This is a genomic window from Pseudomonas sp. S3_A03, assembly GCF_054668275.1.
The window spans coordinates 3291681-3309388 of sequence record NZ_CP162753.1 but is presented as its reverse complement, the minus strand read 5'-3'; the positions used below and the strand labels follow the sequence as shown (position 1 = coordinate 3309388).

Genomic DNA, 17708 nt, shown 5'->3' with positions numbered 1-17708 from the left:
CAAACCTTGCGGGAAGTGGAGTTACAGGAAGCGCCGTAGCATACATGACCCCACTCTATCGAGGGAAACCCTGATTGCGCGGTCGAGGCCGTCTGTCGCGGCGCCAGGCAGGCGCAGCCACGGGGACTACGCTGTTTATTGGGGAGCAAGTCTTTCTTCAATGAGGTGAGGGGATGGTTGAATCGCAGCGAACCGCAACGAAACCGGAAATCTACGAAGGATTGATCGACCGATTGGGTCGTGCATTGGATGCAGCGAGGACTGCGGGCCGATTGCGTGATGAGCGGCCTGTGGAGTTGGAACTGCGCGGGTTGAGCCGCGCGGAGCTGGAGTTGATCAAGGCTTATCTGGAACGCAACAAGCGCAGTGCGCCTCCCTGGGTGGCAACCCCGCCAGCCAAAGAGCCCACGCACTCTGCCAAGGTGGTGTGGCTCAAGGACTTGCCGGCCGGCCGTGGCCCGGAAACACTCCGGTCCGCCCGCTACAAGTAATTCACTCCCCGCGCAGCCGCACCCGCGTGTATGTCACTGTAAAGATTGTCGCTAAACCCCGTTACACCTTAGGCTTCGGGCATCTTTGGAGATGCCCGATGCCTATTCGTTACTTCATCAAACAACTGCTCCTGCCGCCCGGCATTCTTTTGCTGCTGCTGGCGTTTGCCTGGTGGTTTCGCCGCAGTCGCCCACGGTTGGCGGGCTGTTGCTTCGCCTTGGGCCTGGGCGGCATGTGGTTGGTCAGTTTGCCGGTGATGGTGGAGTGGGGCGCGCGTGCCCTGGAGACCGAGCCGCCATTGGCGCCCGAGCAGTGGGCGACACTGGCGCAGCGTGCCGACGCCATTGTGGTGCTGGGGTCGGGGCGCGAGCGTGGGGACCCGGCGTGGGGCAGCGACCAGCCTACCGGTGTCGGCCTGGAGCGCCAGCGCTATGCCGCGCGACTGGCCAAGGCCTCCGGGTTGCCGGTGCTCACCACAGGCGGCTTGCATTACGGTACGCCGCCCAGCGAGGCGCAGTTGATGGCGGTGTCGATGCAGGACGATTTCGGCGTGAGCGTGCGCTGGAAGGAAGAGCGCAGCCGCACCACCTGGGAAAACGCGCAGATGAGCGCTGAAATCCTATTGCCGGCGGGCGTCAAGCGCGTGGTGGTTGTGTCTCAGGCCTGGCACATGTCGCGGGCGGTTTGGAGTTTTGAAAAGGCTGGCCTCACCGTGGTGCCGGCGCCTGTGGGGTTCCTGGGCGTGGACAACGCCCGGCCGCTGGGCGGCTGGATGCCGGAGTTCAAGGCGGTGTGGCAGAGCGGGCAGTTGATCAACGAGGCGGTGGGGCAGGTGGGTTATCGGTTGTTCTATCGCTGACCCTACTGATTAAAATGCAAAAAATGTGGGAGGGGGTTTGCCCCCTCCCACATTGAGTCAGACAGTTTTGGCCATCCGGGCCGCCAGCAGCGCCCAGCCAAACAGCACCAGGCACACAATAATCAACGGCCACGAACGCCATTGCAGGTACGGCGTGAGGTCGTGCATCGGCACTACTTCGCCATACAGGATGCCGCGTTCGAACTGCGGGATCTGCGCCGTGATCTGCCCAAACGGGTTGATCAGCCCGGTCACGCCATTATTGGTGGCGCGGATCATCCAGCGGCCGGCCTCCAGCGCGCGCATCTGCGCCATTTGCAAATGTTGCAACGGACCGATCGAGCGGCCGAACCAGGTGTCGTTGCTGATGGTCAGCAGCAGGTCGCTCTGGGCCGAGAGGCTGGCGGCGAATTCCGGGTACACCACTTCGTAGCAAATGAACGGCGCGATCTGATAGCCCTTGGCCTGCAACATGGCCTGGTCAGCGGGGCCGCGGGCGAAGTCCGACATCGGCAGATCGAAGAAGGCGATCAGCCCGCGCAGCATGTCCTGCAGCGGTACGTACTCACCGAAAGGCACCAGTTTCTGCTTCAAGTAGGTGCCGTCGCCTTCACCCACCACGGTGATGCCGTTGAAGTAGCGCTTCTGATGATGCACTTCCTGGCGAATGGGTACCCCGGTGATCAGCGCGGTATGCCGGTCGGCGGCGAACTTGCCCATCATGCCCAGGTAGCCCTCTACCGATTCCTTGAGCACCGGCACGGCGGTTTCCGGCCAAACCAGCAGGTCGACGGGCTTGGACGTGAAGCTCATGTCGCGGTACAGGGCCAATTGCGCGTTGAGCTGCTGCGGGTCCCATTTCATGCTTTGTTCGACGTTGCCCTGAATGGCCGCCACGGTGAGTGGGGCGCCGGAAGGGCTGGTCCAGGCGTGATGCTTGAGGGCCAAGCCGATAGCCCACGGCGCAACCAACAGCACCAGGCCCGCACCGATAAAAGCATTGCGCTTGGCGGCCAGCAGGCGCGGCAGGTTGCACAGCAAGGCGGCCGTGAGTGCCAGGGCAAAGGAAATCAGCCACATGCCGCCCACGGGCGCCAGGCCGGTGAGCGGGCCATCGAGTTGGCTGTAACCGGAATACAACCACGGGAAACCGGTGAGGAACCAACCGCGAAAGGCTTCCTGGCCCACCCATAACGCGGCGAACGTCAGCGCATCCGCCAACGGCGCTTCATTGCGACGTAACCAGCGTGCCCATAACCAGGCTGGCAGGGCGAAGAACCAGGCGATGGCGGCGGTAAACAACAGCATCAAAAAGCCAGCCAGCAGCACCGAAGCGCCACCGAAGTGGTGAATGCTGTAGTAGATCCAACTGGTGCCGGCGCCAAACAGGCCGAAACCGAAACACCAGCCACGGCCAAGCGCCTGACGCGGGGTGAGTTCCCGCAAGCCCACGTAGAACAATCCCGCCGCCACCAGTGCAAACGGCCACAGATCGAACGGCGCCAGCGCCAGGGTGGTGATGGCGCCGGCCACCACGGCCAGCAAGTTACCGGGCCAGCCGGGTGCGATCAAACGGCGCATGTCAGTCCTTAGCGGGCAATAGGTGTCAGGCGAATCAAATGGATCCTGCGGCTGTCCGCATTCAGGATGCGGAAGCGATAGGCGCCGATCTCGGTGGTTTCGTTACGCTTGGGCAGATGGCCAAACGCATTCATCACCAGGCCGCCAACGGTGTCGAACTCATCGTCGGAGAATTCGCTGTCGAAGAACTCGTTGAAGTTCTCGATCGGCGTCAGCGCCTTGATCAGGAAGTCACCGCTGGGCAGCGGCTTGATGTAGCTGTCTTCTTCGACGTCGTGTTCGTCTTCGATGTCGCCGACGATCTGTTCCAGCACGTCTTCGATGGTCACCAGGCCCGCCACGCCGCCGTATTCGTCGATCACAATGGCCATGTGATTGTGGTTGGCGCGAAATTCGCGCAGCAGCACATTCAGGCGCTTGGATTCGGGGACGAACGTGGCCGGACGCAGCAGGTCCTTGATGTTGAAGCTGTCACCGTTCTCCTTGAGGATCAGCGGCAGCAGGTCCTTGGCCAGCAGGACACCCATGACGTCGTCATGGCTTTCACCAATGACCGGGTAGCGCGAGTGCGCCGAGTCGATCACGGCCGGGAGGAACTCCCGTGGAGTCTGGGTCGCCTTGATGCTGATCATCTGCGAGCGCGGGACCATGATGTCACGCACTTGCAGGTCAGCCACCTGGATGGCGCCTTCGACGATGGCCAGCGCTTCGCTGTCCAGCAACTTGTTCTGATGGGCCTCGCGCAGCAGCTCCAGCAGCTCCTGGCGGTTTTTCGGCTCGTGGGCAAAAGCCTGGGTCAGTTTACCCAGCCACGACTTCTGCCCGTTGCTCGATCGGTCTTCGCTCATAGCGATTACTCTGAATCCTTTATCGTTACAGTTAGTAGGTGATGTTCAAGCTTCGTCAGCTGCATACGGGTCGGGATGACCCAGTTCTGCAAGCAACGTTCGTTCCAGTGCTTCCATTTCCTCGGCTTCCTCATCGTCTATATGGTCGTAACCCAAGAGATGCAAGCAACCGTGAATGACTAGATGAGCCCAGTGGGCTTCAAGTTCCTTGTTTTGCTCCTTCGCCTCACGCTCGACGACCGCGACGCAGATCACCAGATCGCCCAGCAAGGGAATGTCCAGTAACTCATCGGGTACGTCGGCGGGGAAGGACAGCACGTTGGTCGCGTAGTCCTTCTGGCGCCAGGTGTGGTTCAGTTCGCGGCCTTCGGGCTCGTCCACCAGGCGGATGGTCAGTTCCGAGTCGGCGCTGCGCTGGCGCAGGGCCAGCTCGCACCATTGGCGAAACTGCGCTTCGCTGGGGGCGGGCTTTGTGCTTTCAAGCTGCAGGTCTAGCTCAAGCATCGCGGCGAACGTCCTTTGACAGCCCGTCATCACGGTGTTCGAAGCGCTCGTAGGCCTCGACGATGCGCTGCACCAACGGGTGGCGCACCACGTCCTTGGGCATGAAGTGCGTAAAGCTGATGCCCGGCACGTCCTTGAGCACCTCGATCACCTGGCCCAGGCCCGACTTGGTGCCCTTGGGCAGGTCGACCTGGGTGATGTCGCCAGTGATCACGGCAGTGGAGCCGAAACCGATGCGGGTCAGGAACATCTTCATCTGCTCGACGGTGGTGTTCTGGCTTTCGTCGAGGATGATGAAGCTGTTGTTCAGCGTACGGCCGCGCATGTAGGCGAGCGGGGCGATCTCGATCACCTGGCGCTCGATCAGCTTGGCCACGTATTCGAAGCCGAGCATCTCGTAGAGCGCGTCGTAGAGCGGGCGCAGGTACGGGTCGATCTTCTGGGCCAGGTCGCCGGGCAGGAAACCGAGCTTTTCACCGGCTTCAACCGCTGGGCGCACCAGCAGGATGCGGCGTACTTGCTCGCGCTCCAGGGCATCGACCGCGCAGGCCACGGCCAAGTAGGTCTTGCCGGTACCGGCCGGGCCGATGCCGAAGTTGATGTCGTTGCCGAGGATTTCCTTGACGTAGCGCTGCTGATTCAAGCCGCGAGGGCGAATCATGCCTTTTTTGGTGCGCAGGGCCACGCTGGCTTCGGCCACGGGATTGTTGGCCAGGTCTTCCACGGCGGACTCTTGCAGGTACAAGTGCACCGTTTCCGGCGACAGTTCACTGCCTTTGGTCTCGCGATAGAGACGACGCAGCAGGTTCTCTGCGGACGTGGTGTGTTGGGGTTCACCAATAAGCTCGAACTGATTGCCGCGGTTGCGGATCTCGATGCTCAGGCGTTGTTCGATCAGACGCAGGTGCTCGTCGAACTGTCCGCACAGATTGGCGAAACGGCGAGCCTCAAACGGCTCGAGGAGAAAACGATGGGGTTCTACTATGGGTGCGTTCAAGGTCGCTTTTAGCCGCCCTTTGGCTGTTGATGTGAAAGAGAGAATAACGCCAGTGGCGCGGGTGCGAAAGCACTTACGTCATCGCAATGCTGCACGGTTCCAATGTGGGGGCTTGCTCCCGATAGCAATGGGTCAGTCAGTACATTTGATACTGACACACCGCTATCGGGAGCAAGCCCCCTGCCACACTGGATCACATTTATTGCACCAGCGAGCCGCGCAACGAGTGCGGTTGCGCCGCATCGATATGCACATCGGCAAACTGGCCGATCAAGGTCGGGTTGTCGCAGCGGAAATTGACGATGCGATTGTTCTCGGTGCGGCCCTGCAATTCACCGGGGTCTTTTTTGGAGTAATCGGTCACCAGAATGCGCTGGATCGAACCGACCATTTGTCGGCTGATCTCGAAGCCCTGCTGGTTCAAGCGATGTTGCAGCGCATTTAGCCGTTCCTTCTTCAGCGCCTCCGGTGTTTCGTCCAGCAGGTCGGCCGCCGGTGTGCCTGGGCGCTGGCTGTAGACGAACGAGTAGGAAAAGTCGAAACCAACGTCTTCGATCAGCTTCATGGTTTGCTGGAAGTCTTTCTCGGTTTCGCCGGGGAAGCCGACGATAAAGTCCGAACTGATGCAGATGCCCGGCACCGCTGCGCGTAACTTGCGCAGTTTGGATTTGTATTCCAAGGCCGTGTGGTTGCGCTTCATCGCCGACAGAATGCGGTCCGAACCCGATTGCACCGGCAAGTGCAGGTGTTTGACCAGTTCCGGTACCTCGGCGTGAGCCTGGATCAGGCTGTCGGAGAACTCCAGCGGGTGCGAGGTGGTGTAGCGAATGCGTTCGATACCGTCCACCGCCGCCACCACGCGGATCAGTTCCGCCAGGTCGGCCAGGCGCCCGTCATGGGTCTGGCCGCGATAGCCGTTGACGTTCTGGCCGAGCAGGGTCACCTCGCGCACGCCGTTTTCGGCCAGGTGGATGATTTCCGACAGCACGTCGTCAAACGGCCGGCTGACTTCTTCGCCACGGGTGTAGGGCACCACGCAGAACGTGCAGTACTTGCTGCAACCTTCCATGACCGACACATAGGCGCTTGGCCCGTCGATGCGTGGCTCGGGCAAATGGTCGAATTTTTCGATTTCGGGGAACGAGACGTCAACCTGCGGCAGCTTGGTAACGCGGGCGGCGTCGATCATTTCCGGCAGGCGGTGCAGGGTTTGCGGGCCGAACACCACATCTACGTAGGGCGCGCGATCGCGGATGGCGGCGCCTTCCTGGCTGGCCACGCAACCGCCGACAGCGATCACCATGTCCGGGTTGGCCAGTTTCAGTTCACGCCAGCGACCCAGTTGCGAGTACACACGGTCCTGGGCCCGTTCGCGGATCGAGCAGGTATTGAGCAGGATCACGTCGGCATCTTCGGCGCGGGCGGTGACTTCCAGGGCCTGGTGTTCGCCCAGCAGATCAACCATGCGCGAGCTGTCGTACTCGTTCATTTGGCAACCGTGGGTTTCGATATAAAGCTTCTTGGCCATGGGAATCGTCAACTGGTGGTAAAGAACCGCGCATTATAGGGGGCATGCCCATTGGTTCCTAGCGTTGTGCATCGGGTGCCATGCTATAGTTCGCGCCCTCTTTTATATCCCCGATGTGTTATTCGCCCACCATGACCAAACGTGAAGCTCCAATCTACAAGGTGATTTTCCTCAACCAGGGCCAGGTGTTCGAAATGTACGCCAAGCAGATCTATCAAAGTGATCTGTGGGGCTTCCTGGAGGTGGAAGAGTTCGTCTTTGGCGAGCGCACCCAGTTGGTCGTCGACCCGGGCGAAGAAAAGCTCAAGGCTCAGTTCGAAGGCGTTGTGCGCAGTTTTGTGCCGATGCATTCAATTGTGCGCATCGACGAAGTGGAGCGCCTGGGCACGCCGAAAATCAGCGAGGCGCGGGGCGTGAGCAATGTCATGCCGTTTCCGATGCCGATGCCTGAGAAGTAAGGCTGGTGGGTCAGGGCAGGGGCGAGAAGGGCGAGCGCCCATCGGCGCTCTGCAATTCCTGCAGGTAGTTGCGGAAAATCTGCCCCAGCACCTGGGTCGCCACTTCCAGTTCATCGCGTTGCATGTGCTCGGCGACCTCGTCGGCGGTGTCCAGCGCGTCTTCGGCGCCGTTGACCGCGGCCATTTTCAGCACGATGTACGCCTGAACGTTATTGGCCGGTACGCCTTCACCTTTGAAGAACATGGTGCCGAGCTGGAACTGTGCCTGAGCGTGGCCCTGCAACGAGGCTTTCTCGAAGTAACTCAAGGCCTTGTTAAGGTCACGGGCGGGGTTTTTGCTGTCGTGGTAGTACTCGCCCAACTCGTATTGCGCCTGCGCATCCCCACCGTCGGCCTGCTTCTGGCACGCGCTCAGGGCTTCGGCCTGGCTGTCCGGCTGGGTATTGAGGGTGCAACGACCCATCGCTGGGATTAACAACGAGTTGCCGCCTGCTTGTGCATGTGCCAGCAGCGGCTGAAGGAGCAACAGGCAGCCCAGAACCAGGGTGCGGCCGGTGCGTTTCATGGGAATCGACTTACCTCTGACGGGGCACGCGGACCCTCGTAGGGTCCAATAAGCGCGCATTATGAAATAAGCAGGCCCCTGCTTACAAAGTCTTTACTCGTTTTTCTGCTGGTCAGGCAAGTTATCTGCCGGATTACAGGTGAATTCTCAGACAAATAGGGAAATATCTGTAAGCAAGGTAGCAAATTTGACACCGCATGGGCGGTGTCAAACCTGCGCGGCTGTTTATTTCAGGGCTGCGAACGCGCGTTCAGCGGCATCCAGAGTCAGTTTCAACTCGGCATCACCATGGGCGATTGACGTAAAGCCTGCTTCAAAGGCGCTTGGTGCCAGGTACACACCGCCTTCCAGCATCAGGTGGAAGAAGCGCTTGAACAGGCCGGCGTCGCTGGCCATTACGTCATCGAACGTGACGATATCGTCGGCGCCGCTGAAGTACAGGCCGAACATACCGCCGGCCTGGGTCGTGACGAACGGGATACCGGCTGCATCCGCACGTAGTTGCAGGCCGTCGAGCAGGCGCGTGGTGTAGTCGGTCAGCTCGGCATGGAAGCCCGGGCGGCTGATCAGGCGCAGGGTGGTCAGGCCGGCGGCCATGGCCAACGGGTTACCGGACAGGGTGCCGGCCTGGTAGACCGGGCCCAGCGGCGCGATGTGCTGCATGATGTCGCGCTTGCCGCCGAAGCAGCCGACCGGCATGCCGCCGCCGATGATCTTGCCGAAGGTGCTCAGGTCCGGCGTGACGCCGTAGTGCGCCTGGGCGCCGCCGAGGGCAACACGAAAACCGGTCATCACTTCGTCGAAAATCAGCACCACGCCATACTTGTCGCACTGCGCGCGCAGGCCTTCGAGGAAGCCCGGCGCCGGCGGTACGCAGTTCATGTTGCCGGCTACCGGCTCGACGATGATGCACGCCACCTCCTGGCCCACTTCGCTGAGCATCTGCTCGACGGCGCCGATGTCGTTGAAGGGCAGGGTCAGGGTGTGTTTGGCGAACGCCGCCGGCACGCCGGCCGAGCTTGGCACGCCCTGCGTCAGCGCGCCGGAGCCGGCTTTGACCAGCAGGCTGTCGGAGTGACCGTGGTAGCAGCCTTCGAACTTGATGATGCTGTCGCGGCCGGTGAAACCGCGCGCCAGGCGGATCGCGCTCATGGTGGCTTCGGTGCCGGAGCTGACCATGCGCACCATTTCCATCGACGGCACGATTGAGCACACCAGGTCAGCCATTTCGGTTTCCATGGCAGTCGGCGCGCCATAGGACAAACCGTGTTCCAACTGTTTGCGCACCGCATCGAGCACGTCCGGGTGGCTGTGGCCCAGGATCATCGGGCCCCAGGAACCCACGTAGTCCACATAGCGTTTGTCGTCTTCGTCGGTGACGTAGGCGCCTTCGGCATGTTTGAAGAACAACGGCGTGCCGCCGACGCTTTTGAACGCACGCACGGGCGAGTTCACACCGCCGGGGATGTGCTTCTGGGCATTGGCAAACAGGGTTTCGGAACGTGACATGTGCGGGCTCTCTAAACTGAATATTTAAGAAGGTCGTTAAAGGCGCGGGCGCGGCGCGTCACTTCCTGGGTGGTGTCGGCACCGAATAGGCCGTGCACCACCGCGAGCAGGTCGGCGCCGTGGGCCACCAGGGGTTCGGCGTTCTCCAGGGTGACGCCGCCGATCACGCAGATCGGCAGGTGCAGGCGCTTGCGCGCATCGGCCAGCATTTCAACGGTGGCGGCCGGGGCGCCGGGCTTGGTCGTGGAATTGAAGAAGCGACCGAAGGCGACATAACTGGCGCCTTCCTGTGCGGCCTGCTCGGCCAGTTCGATCCGGCTATGACAGGTGGCACCAATGATCGCCTTGGACCCGAGCAGCGCACGGGCTGGCGTCAATGGGCCGTCGGTCTGGCCCAGATGCACGCCGACGCCCAGGCGCGCGGCCAATTCGGCGTCGTCGTTGATGATCAGCTGGGTTTTATAGCGCGCGCACAACTCCTTGAGCTTTTGCGCTTCACGCAGGCGCCGGGCGTCATCGCTGCTTTTGTCGCGGTATTGCAGCAGGGTCACGCCACCTTCCAGCGCCGCTTCGACGTAGGCGAGGAATTTGCCGGCCAACAGTTGGCTGTCGGTAATGGCGTAAAGGCCACGTAATTTCATCGTGCAGGCCTCTCGGTATCAGGAGCAGAAATCCAGTGGCAGGCGGCGCGGTACAAATTGGCCCTGCCCGAGTTGCTCGGCGTCACGCAGGGTGCGCCAAGTGTAGTTGAGCGCCGATTGCACCGCGCTGGCCAGGCTTTCGCCCTGGGCGATCCGCCCGGCCAGGGCGCTGGCCAACGTGCAGCCCGAACCGTGATAGCTGCCCGGCAGGCGCTGGCAGGTAAAGGTCTGGCGCGTGCCATCGCGGCTGTACAAGCGGTTATGCACTTCATGCTCATCGCCATGGCCACCGGTGATCAACAGGTGCTTGATAAACGGCAGCAGCTTGTCGGCGCATTCGTCCGCCGTGCCGTGCGGCAGTTCGGCAAGGATGCGCGCTTCGGGCAGGTTGGGCGTGGCGATCAGCGACAAGGGCAGCAGCCGCTCGCGCATGGCGTAACCCACTTCATCCTTGCCCAGGCTGCCGCCGCCGCCGGCCCGCAGCACTGGGTCGCATACCACCGGCAGGTGCGGGTGCGCCTGCAGCAGTTCGACCACGGTGTCGACCATCGCGGTGGAGCCGAGCATGCCCAGCTTGACCGCCGCCACTTCGGAGTCGCCCAGCACGGCATTGGCCTGGGCCAGCACCCACTCGCGGTCGAGCACGCGGAAATCGCTGACATTGACGGTGTTCTGCACGGTCAGCGCGGTGACGGCCGGAGCCGCGTGGCAACCCTGCGCGAGCAGGGCTTCGATATCTGCCTGCAAGCCGGCGCCACCACTGGGATCATGGCCGGAGAGACAGAGAACAACAGGGCGAGAGCTGTAGATATTCATGGTGCGCGAGCTTACCACCAAACGCTTTTTGCGTGGCTGTCGGGCGAAGGGGGATTTTTGACGGGAAATAGTGCTTTTGGATGCGCAATTAATCGTTACAGCGCTCTGTAAGCCTTGTACTAGAGCCTTTGTGGGAAATCTTCAATGGTGTCCAATGGCCTTTACCGGCTATGCTAGAGTGGATCCAAACAACTTAACTGTATTGCCGGTGTACGTCTGCTCAAAAGGAATGGGGGCTTTTGACACGACCGGACAGGCCACGCTGGGGCTCTATGCGCTATTTGCTGATTTTATTGTTGTGCGGGCTACCGATGCTCGCCAGCGCCATCGAGTTCAACCAGGACACGCGCAGCCTGCCGCTGGGCCGAGCCATGCAAGTGCTCGAAGACCCGACCGATGCCCTCACCATTGCCCAGGTCAGCGCACCTTCCGCCGCCCGGCAGTTCAAGCCCCACGATAAAGACACGCTCAACGCCGGCTACTCGCGCTCGGTGTTCTGGCTCAAGGTCGACCTGCACTACCTGCCTCAGAACCGCGAGGCCCAGCGCACCTGGTTGCTGGAACTGGCTTACCCGCCGCTGGACCACCTCGACCTGTACCAGCCCGACAGCACCGGCACCTATCGCCTGGCCGGGCGCACCGGGGATGCGTTGCCGTTTTCGGCTCGTGAGATTCGCCAGAACAACTACCTGTTCAAGCTCGACTTCACCCCCGGCGAGGCGAAAACCGTTTACCTGCGCCTGCAAAGCGAAGGCTCGATCCAGGCGCCGCTGACCCTCTGGTCCAGCACGGCGTACCTTGAGCAACAGCCGTTGCGCCTTTACGTCCTGGGCCTGATCTATGGCGTGCTGCTGGGAATGCTGGTGTACAACCTGTTTATCTACCTCAGCGTGCGCGACATCAGCTACCTCTATTACATCTTCTATATCGCCTCGTTCGGCATGTACCAGTTGTCGGTCAACGGCGCGGCGGTGGAGTACTTCTGGCCGAACAACCCCTGGTGGGCGAATGCCGCGACGCCTTTTCTGATCGGTGCATCGGCGCTGTTTGGCAGCCTGTTTGCGCGCAGTTTCCTGCACACCGCGCAACACAGTCGCTGGATCAACCGCCTGCTGCTGGCGCTGGTGGCCTGCGGCGCGGTGGTGATGTTGCTGTCGCTAATGACCAGCTACGCACTGGCGCTGCGCCTGGCTACGGGCCTGGCGCTGGTCTTCACCCTGAGCATTTTTGTGGCCGCCATCAATGCCTGGTACTGCGGCCAGCGGGTGGCGCGCTATTTCATCATCGCCTGGTCGGCGTTCCTGCTGGGCGGGGTGGTGAACACACTGATGGTGCTGGGCTACCTGCCTAATGTGTTCCTGACGATGTACGCCAGCCAGATCGGCTCGGCGATTGAAGTGGCGCTGCTTTCCCTGGCCCTGGCCGACCGCATCAACGCAATGCGTGAACAACAGGCGCAGATTCTGCTCGACGCGAGCCAGAAGCTCGAAGTGCTCAACCAACAGTTGGCGCGCAGCAACCGGCTCAAGGATGAATTCCTCGCCACCCTGACCCACGAACTGCGCACGCCGATGAACGGGGTGATCGGCTCGTTGGAGCTGATGCAAACCGTGCCCCTGGACAGCGACCTGGCGCAGTACCAGCAAACCGCCGCCGGTTCGGCGCGGGACATGATGCGCATGGTCAACGGCATCCTCACCCTGACCGAATTGCAGGCCGGGCGCTTGAGTGCCCAGCCTCAGGTGTTCAGCCTGCGCGGCGTGCTCGACAGCCTGCGCCAGCAATTCAATGCCAGCGCCCAGAGCAAAGGCCTGGCGTTTTCCATCGACGTGGCCGATGAACTGCCGGACCGCGTGCGCGGTGACGCCGACAAGCTGCTTCAGTGTCTGGACTGCCTGCTGGACAACGCCTTCAAGTTCACCCACCAAGGTGCCGTGCGCCTGCGTGTGGTGGGCGTGCCGGAGAGTGATGGCGGCTTGCGCCTGAGCTTTATCGTCACGGACACCGGTATCGGTTTTGCCTTTCTCGACGAGGCCACGCTGTATCAGCGCTTCTTCCAGCTTGATGGTTCCACTACCCGCGAATACGGTGGCCTAGGCATCGGCCTGGCCATCTGCCGGCAACTGATCGAGTTGTTGGGCGGGCGGCTCACCCATCACTCCGAACCGCGCAAAGGCAGCCGGTTCCAGTTGGACCTGTGCGTCAGCCCGGTGGCGTCCGAGCCTAAACCCGCGCCCGATCACCAGCGCTCGCCCCAGGAGTGCACGGTGCTGTTGGTAGATGACAACAGTGTCGGGCAACTGGTGGTGCGCGGCATGTTGCTCAAGCTTGGTTACCGGGTGAAAACCGTGGACAGCGGCCCGAGTGCTTTAGGGGCGTTGCAGGCGGGCAATTTCGACGGCGTGCTGTTGGATATGCCTGAAGGTGATTTCTCGTTGTGCTGCCAGATCCGTGCACTGCCGGGCTGCGGCGAGCTGCCGGTGATCGCTGTGAGCCCATCGCTGAACGTGGCTGAGCGTGAGCACTGCGAGGGCATCGGCATCTCCGAGCGCCTCGCCAAACCCGTACGCTTCGACGCGTTGCAGAGGGTATTGGAGCGCCGGGTTCTGGCTGTAATGGAGGGTGAAAGCGCCGTCAATTCGGCAGGTATGCCACTTTTTTAAGCCAGGTTACGGTGCTTAACTGACCTTCAGGCCCCATCCAAACGCGGCCTTTTTTCCAGGAGGCCCGTCATGCACCCGCACCCGTTTGCCGAAACCCACGACGTCACCAACCAGCCGCCGTCCCTGGACGGCACCAACCTGTACCGCATCGATCTGCCCTTGCAAGACTGGTCGCGCCGCTTTGGTGCCGGCTGGGCAGAGCCACGCATCAATGCCTACGGTGCACTGGCCGGTGGGCCGTTGATGGCGGCCGGGTTCCTGGCGAATCAGTACAAGCCGGTGTTCAGCAGCCATGACCGCTATGGCCATCGCATTGACCTGGTGGAGTTTCATCCGGCCTACCACGAGCTGATGCGCACCGCCGTCGAACACGGCCTGCCGTCGCTGCCCTGGGCCCATCCGCAATCCGGCGCCCACGTGGCTCGCGCCGCCCTGACGTATCTGCACAGCCAGGCCGAAGCCGGCACCGGTTGCCCGCTGACCATGACCTTCGCCTGCGTCCCGGCGCTGCGCCTGCAACCGGACCTGGCGAAGACCTGGCTGCCAAAAGTCCTCAGCACCGAATACGACCCGCGCAACGTCGGCATCGCCCACAAACCGGGCGCCACCATCGGCATGGCCATGACCGAGAAACAGGGCGGTACCGACGTGCGCGCCAACACCACCCGCGCCTATCCGGTAGGCGCGAGCGGCCCTGGGCAAGCCTATGAACTGGTTGGCCATAAGTGGTTTTGCTCGGCGCCGATGTGCGATGCGTTCCTGACCCTGGCGCAGACCGACAAGGGCCTTACCTGTTTCCTACTGCCCAGGCAGCGTCCGGATGACACTCGCAACGAGTTCTACATCCAACGCCTGAAAAACAAGCTCGGCAATTGCTCCAATGCTTCCAGCGAGGTGGAATTGCGTGGCGCACTGGCCTGGATGGTGGGTGAAGAAGGCCGTGGCGTACCCACCATCATCGAGATGGTCGCCATGACCCGCTTCGATTGCATGGTCGGCTCCAGCGCCTTGATGCGCCAGGCGTTGACCCAGGCCAGCCATCATTGTGCCCATCGCTCGGTCAGCGGGCGCGTGCTCAGCGAACAACCGCTGATGCAAAACGTGCTCGCCGACCTGGCGTTGGAAAGCGAGGCCTCGCTGGCCTTGAGCATGCGCATGGGGCGCGCCCTGGACCACTTGGGCGATGAGCGGGAAGCCAAGTTCGCCCGGTTGGTGACGGCGGTGGGCAAGTATTGGATCTGCAAGCGCGCGCCGGCGATGATCAACGAAGCTGCCGAATGCATGGGCGGTGCCGGCTACGTGGAGGACAGCATCCTGCCGCGCCTCTACCGTGAGGCGCCGGTGAATTCCACGTGGGAAGGTTCCGGCAATGTGCAGTGCCTGGACGTGTTGCGTGCGCTGTCGAAAGAGCCGGGCGTGCTGGAGGTGTTGTTTGTCGAGCTTGGTGATGGACACGGCGACAGGCAACTGGCGCGGCGTATCGAGCAGCTCAAGTCGGCGTTTATGGACACTCAGGATATTCAATACCGTGCACGCCAACTGACCGAGGATATTGCCGTGGCGTTGCAGGCCAAGTTGTTGCTGGAAGCCGGGAATGCGGCGGTCAGTGATGGGTTTAGTGCCAGTCGGTTGGGCGAGTCGTCCGGGCGGGTGTATGGGGCGTTGCCGCGTGGTGTGGATGTGGCAGCCATCGTCGCCCGCTCAACCCCTCATTCACCTATGTAAACACGGTCCACATTGGATTGCATTCCAACTCTGCTGTTTCGGTGAGCCCTGGATACAGGCAAGATAAAGGCCTGCACGTCAGAACACAGGATGCTTACCGTGACCGAAGCTTTTGTTGTCGTTCAAACCGCCGAAGAAGCCGTGGACCGGCTGGCCGCTCTGCATGAGCGGGCCACCGGCGCGCTCAACCAGGCCCTCAAGCAATATCTCAAGGACCGCGTCGAACCCGACGCCGCGCAACGCGCACTGTTTCGCTACCCGGAACTGCGTTTGACCTACCACTGCCACGGCGAAGTCCCACAGACCACCCGGGCATATGCCAAGGTGCAATTGCCGGGCACCTACAGCGTTACCGTCACCCATCCGTCGGCGTTCCGTAAATATTTGCTGGAGCAACTGGTGCCATTGATGCACGACTTCACCGTGACGGTCGAAGTGGGCGTCAGCCAGCAGAACATTCCCTACCCGTACGTGGTGGAGCAGGGCGACGAACTGGCCGGTTCCGGCGTGACCGCTGCGACCCTGGCCCGCGTGTTCCCCAGCACCGACTTGTCGGCCGCCACCGATGGCATCGCCGATGGCCTCTATGACTGGGAAAACACCGACCCCCTGCCGCTGGCGTTGTTCGATGCGGCGCGCGTGGACTTTTCCCTGCGCCGCCTGGTGCACTACACCGGCAGCGACTGGCGCCATGTGCAACCGTGGATCCTGCTGACCAACTACCACCGCTATGTCGACCAGTTCATCCTGCATGGCCTGGAGCAACTGCGCAGCGACCCGCGGTTTATCCGCATGGTGTTGCCGGGCAACGTGGTGATCGACAAGAGCATGGACCACGGCGAAGCGTCGGCCATCGCCGCCGGCGTGGTCTGGCACCGCTACCAAATGCCGGCCTATCACCTGCAGGCCACTGATGGCCACGGCGTGACCCTGGTGAACATCGGCGTAGGCCCGTCCAACGCCAAGAACATCACCGACCACCTCGCCGTGCTGCGCCCACATTGCTGGCTGATGATCGGCCACTGTGGCGGCCTGCGCCAATCCCAGACCATCGGTGACTACGTACTGGCCCACGCTTATATGCGCCGCGACGGAATCCTCGACCGCGTGGTGCCGCCGAACATTCCGATCCCGGCCCTGGCCGAAGTGCAGATGGCGTTGCAGCAGGCGGCGGCGAATGTCACCGGCGAAAAAGGTGAAGAGCTGAAAAAACGTCTGCGCACCGGCACCGTGCTGACCTACGACGACCGCAATTGGGAACTGCGCTGGGCCCAGGAACGGCCGCTGATCAACCTGTCCCGCGCCGTGGCCGTGGACATGGAAAGCGGCACCATCGCCGCGCAGGGCTATCGTTTGCGTGTGCCGTACGGCACGTTGCTGTGTGTCTCGGATAAACCGTTGCACAGCGAGATCAAGCTGCCGGGTTCGGCCAACGCGTTCTATGAGCGTGCGGTGAGCCAGCACTTGAAGATCGGCATTGAAGCGGTGGACCTGTTGCGCACCGAACTCAACTCGCTGCATTCGCGCAAACTGCGCAGCTTCGACGAGCCCCCGTTCCGCTAAGCGGTTGGGATGGTTATTTAACGGTCAGGCCACTAGCATTGTCGGCCCTGACCGTTAGATGTTCCTTTGCCATGTCCCGTCCTGCTCGCCCTGATTCGCGCCGCCCTGGCGTGAAACCTCCGCACTCCGCTGCCCGTCGTGTCGCCAAGGCGCCGCCGGCCGAGCCCAAGCTGATCCTGTTCAACAAGCCTTTCGATGTGCTGACCCAGTTCAGCGACGAAGGCGGGCGGGCGACTCTCAAGGATTTCATCGATATTCCCGGCATCTACCCGGCGGGCCGTCTGGACCGTGACAGTGAAGGCCTGTTGTTGCTGACCAACGATGGCCAGTTGCAGGCGCGTATTGCCGACCCCAAGCACAAGTTGGCGAAAACCTACTGGGTGCAAGTCGAGGGCGAGCCGACGGAAGAACAATTGCAACGCCTGCGCGACGGCGTGCAGCTCAATGACGGCATGACCTTGCCCGCCGAAGCGTGGCCATTGGAAGAGCCCCAGTTATGGCCGCGCAACCCGCCGGTGCGCTTTCGTAAAAGCGTGCCGACCCATTGGCTGGAGCTGGTGATTCGCGAGGGGCGCAACCGTCAGGTGCGGCGTATGACGGCGGCGGTAGGGTTGCCGACGTTACGCCTGGTGCGCGTGCGCATTGGCGATTGGTCGATCGAAGGCCTCGATCAGGGCCAATGGAAAGCCGTGCCGGCGCGCTTATAAGGCGCCGGACTCGATCAGGCCGATCACCACGCTCTTGATGATAAACGCGGCCACGCCCAGCCCCAGCACAAAAAACAGGATGAACGAACCAAAGCGCCCGGCCTTGGACTTCTTCGCCAGGTCCCAGACGATAAAACCCATGAAAATGATCAGGATCGTGACCAGGCCGGTCATCATCCATTCTTCGAAGAGGGCGGGGTCGATGTTGTCCATGGGCTATTCCGTTGGGGCAGGCGGCAAGTATAGGGCAGC

The 17708-nt window shown here is 61.9% G+C and carries 17 protein-coding genes; 7 read left to right on the top strand and 10 right to left on the bottom strand.

Features of this window, described 5'->3' with window-relative positions:
• Positions 1-173 precede the first annotated feature (173 nt).
• Both AB4O25_RS15035 and AB4O25_RS15030 read left to right on the top strand, forming a co-directional pair.
• Entirely contained in the window at positions 174-491 is a 318-nt protein-coding gene (locus tag AB4O25_RS15035; RefSeq protein WP_017528928.1) for a hypothetical protein, read from the top strand.
• 98 nt (positions 492-589) lie between these two features.
• Entirely contained in the window at positions 590-1351 is a 762-nt protein-coding gene (locus AB4O25_RS15030; RefSeq protein ID WP_065876737.1) for a YdcF family protein, read from the top strand.
• A gap of 57 nt (positions 1352-1408) precedes the next feature.
• On the opposite strand, the gene lnt is transcribed toward AB4O25_RS15030, so the two are convergent.
• The 5 genes from lnt to miaB form a co-directional block, all read right to left on the bottom strand.
• Positions 1409-2932 carry an apolipoprotein N-acyltransferase gene (lnt, locus tag AB4O25_RS15025; protein WP_017528926.1) on the bottom strand — a complete coding sequence of 508 codons (1524 nt, stop codon included), beginning with the start codon at positions 2930-2932 and terminating at the stop codon, positions 1409-1411.
• Positions 2933-2940: 8 nt separating this feature from the next.
• On the bottom strand, positions 2941-3780 hold the full coding sequence (locus AB4O25_RS15020; RefSeq protein ID WP_017528925.1) for an HlyC/CorC family transporter: 840 nt from the start codon (positions 3778-3780) through the stop codon (positions 2941-2943).
• A 45-nt stretch (positions 3781-3825) separates the two neighbouring features.
• Complete coding sequence (ybeY, locus tag AB4O25_RS15015) at positions 3826-4284, bottom strand: rRNA maturation RNase YbeY (RefSeq protein WP_460148802.1); 459 nt, start codon at positions 4282-4284, stop codon at positions 3826-3828.
• Positions 4277-5281: a PhoH family protein gene (locus tag AB4O25_RS15010; protein WP_003176276.1), complete on the bottom strand. Its 1005-nt coding sequence runs from the start codon at positions 5279-5281 to the stop codon at positions 4277-4279. Before AB4O25_RS15010 ends, ybeY begins: the two co-directional genes overlap by 8 nt.
• A gap of 199 nt (positions 5282-5480) precedes the next feature.
• Entirely contained in the window at positions 5481-6809 is a 1329-nt protein-coding gene (miaB, locus tag AB4O25_RS15005) for a tRNA (N6-isopentenyl adenosine(37)-C2)-methylthiotransferase MiaB (protein WP_017528923.1), read from the bottom strand.
• Positions 6810-6940: 131 nt separating this feature from the next.
• On the opposite strand from miaB, the gene AB4O25_RS15000 reads away from it, so the two are divergent.
• A complete protein-coding gene (locus AB4O25_RS15000) occupies positions 6941-7267 on the top strand; it encodes a DUF1820 family protein (protein WP_003236992.1) in 327 nt (108 codons plus the stop codon).
• 10 nt (positions 7268-7277) lie between these two features.
• Here the strand turns inward: AB4O25_RS15000 and AB4O25_RS14995 are convergent, their stop codons facing one another.
• The 4 genes from AB4O25_RS14995 to AB4O25_RS14980 form a co-directional block, all read right to left on the bottom strand.
• Positions 7278-7832: a tetratricopeptide repeat protein gene (locus AB4O25_RS14995; RefSeq protein WP_017528921.1), complete on the bottom strand. Its 555-nt coding sequence runs from the start codon at positions 7830-7832 to the stop codon at positions 7278-7280.
• 225 nt (positions 7833-8057) lie between these two features.
• Entirely contained in the window at positions 8058-9341 is a 1284-nt protein-coding gene (gene hemL / locus AB4O25_RS14990; protein ID WP_065876738.1) for a glutamate-1-semialdehyde 2,1-aminomutase, read from the bottom strand.
• An 11-nt stretch (positions 9342-9352) separates the two neighbouring features.
• On the bottom strand, positions 9353-9982 hold the full coding sequence (thiE, locus tag AB4O25_RS14985; protein ID WP_017528919.1) for a thiamine phosphate synthase: 630 nt from the start codon (positions 9980-9982) through the stop codon (positions 9353-9355).
• An 18-nt stretch (positions 9983-10000) separates the two neighbouring features.
• Positions 10001-10798, bottom strand: a complete 798-nt coding sequence (locus AB4O25_RS14980) for a hydroxymethylpyrimidine/phosphomethylpyrimidine kinase (RefSeq protein WP_017528918.1) — start codon at positions 10796-10798, stop codon at positions 10001-10003.
• 272 nt (positions 10799-11070) lie between these two features.
• Between AB4O25_RS14980 and AB4O25_RS14975 the strand changes: the two genes are divergently transcribed.
• From AB4O25_RS14975 to AB4O25_RS14960, 4 genes are all read left to right on the top strand, one after another.
• Positions 11071-13461, top strand: coding sequence for a hybrid sensor histidine kinase/response regulator (locus AB4O25_RS14975; protein WP_460149719.1), 2391 nt, complete (start codon positions 11071-11073; stop codon positions 13459-13461).
• 69 nt (positions 13462-13530) lie between these two features.
• Positions 13531-15186: an acyl-CoA dehydrogenase family protein gene (locus AB4O25_RS14970; protein ID WP_017528916.1), complete on the top strand. Its 1656-nt coding sequence runs from the start codon at positions 13531-13533 to the stop codon at positions 15184-15186.
• A 90-nt stretch (positions 15187-15276) separates the two neighbouring features.
• Complete coding sequence (gene amn, locus AB4O25_RS14965) at positions 15277-16749, top strand: AMP nucleosidase (RefSeq protein ID WP_003176267.1); 1473 nt, start codon at positions 15277-15279, stop codon at positions 16747-16749.
• 71 nt (positions 16750-16820) lie between these two features.
• The gene (locus tag AB4O25_RS14960; protein WP_460149717.1) at positions 16821-17456 is read left to right on the top strand and encodes a pseudouridine synthase; all 636 of its coding nucleotides are present in this window, start codon (positions 16821-16823) and stop codon (positions 17454-17456) included.
• On the opposite strand, the gene AB4O25_RS14955 is transcribed toward AB4O25_RS14960, so the two are convergent.
• On the bottom strand, positions 17451-17660 hold the full coding sequence (locus AB4O25_RS14955; RefSeq protein WP_025999909.1) for a DUF2788 domain-containing protein: 210 nt from the start codon (positions 17658-17660) through the stop codon (positions 17451-17453). The two genes, AB4O25_RS14960 and AB4O25_RS14955, sit on opposite strands and share 6 nt — an antisense overlap.
• Positions 17661-17708 lie beyond the last annotated feature (48 nt).

Excerpts from the sequence above, each read along its gene's own strand:
- AB4O25_RS14980 (WP_017528918.1), bottom strand. The coding sequence starts at position 10,798 with ATGAATATCTACAGCTCTCGCCCTGTTGTTCTCTGTCTCTCCGGCCAT.
- miaB (WP_017528923.1), bottom strand. The coding sequence starts at position 6,809 with ATGGCCAAGAAGCTTTATATCGAAACCCACGGTTGCCAAATGAACGAG.
- AB4O25_RS14995 (WP_017528921.1), bottom strand. The coding sequence starts at position 7,832 with ATGAAACGCACCGGCCGCACCCTGGTTCTGGGCTGCCTGTTGCTCCTT.
- AB4O25_RS14970 (WP_017528916.1), top strand. The coding sequence starts at position 13,531 with ATGCACCCGCACCCGTTTGCCGAAACCCACGACGTCACCAACCAGCCG.
- thiE (WP_017528919.1), bottom strand. The coding sequence starts at position 9,982 with ATGAAATTACGTGGCCTTTACGCCATTACCGACAGCCAACTGTTGGCC.
- AB4O25_RS15020 (WP_017528925.1), bottom strand. The coding sequence starts at position 3,780 with ATGAGCGAAGACCGATCGAGCAACGGGCAGAAGTCGTGGCTGGGTAAA.
- hemL (WP_065876738.1), bottom strand. The coding sequence starts at position 9,341 with ATGTCACGTTCCGAAACCCTGTTTGCCAATGCCCAGAAGCACATCCCC.
- amn (WP_003176267.1), top strand. The coding sequence starts at position 15,277 with ATGCTTACCGTGACCGAAGCTTTTGTTGTCGTTCAAACCGCCGAAGAA.
- AB4O25_RS14960 (WP_460149717.1), top strand. The coding sequence starts at position 16,821 with ATGTCCCGTCCTGCTCGCCCTGATTCGCGCCGCCCTGGCGTGAAACCT.
- AB4O25_RS14975 (WP_460149719.1), top strand. The coding sequence starts at position 11,071 with ATGCGCTATTTGCTGATTTTATTGTTGTGCGGGCTACCGATGCTCGCC.
- ybeY (WP_460148802.1), bottom strand. The coding sequence starts at position 4,284 with ATGCTTGAGCTAGACCTGCAGCTTGAAAGCACAAAGCCCGCCCCCAGC.
- AB4O25_RS15030 (WP_065876737.1), top strand. The coding sequence starts at position 590 with ATGCCTATTCGTTACTTCATCAAACAACTGCTCCTGCCGCCCGGCATT.
- AB4O25_RS15035 (WP_017528928.1), top strand. The coding sequence starts at position 174 with ATGGTTGAATCGCAGCGAACCGCAACGAAACCGGAAATCTACGAAGGA.
- AB4O25_RS15000 (WP_003236992.1), top strand. The coding sequence starts at position 6,941 with ATGACCAAACGTGAAGCTCCAATCTACAAGGTGATTTTCCTCAACCAG.
- lnt (WP_017528926.1), bottom strand. The coding sequence starts at position 2,932 with ATGCGCCGTTTGATCGCACCCGGCTGGCCCGGTAACTTGCTGGCCGTG.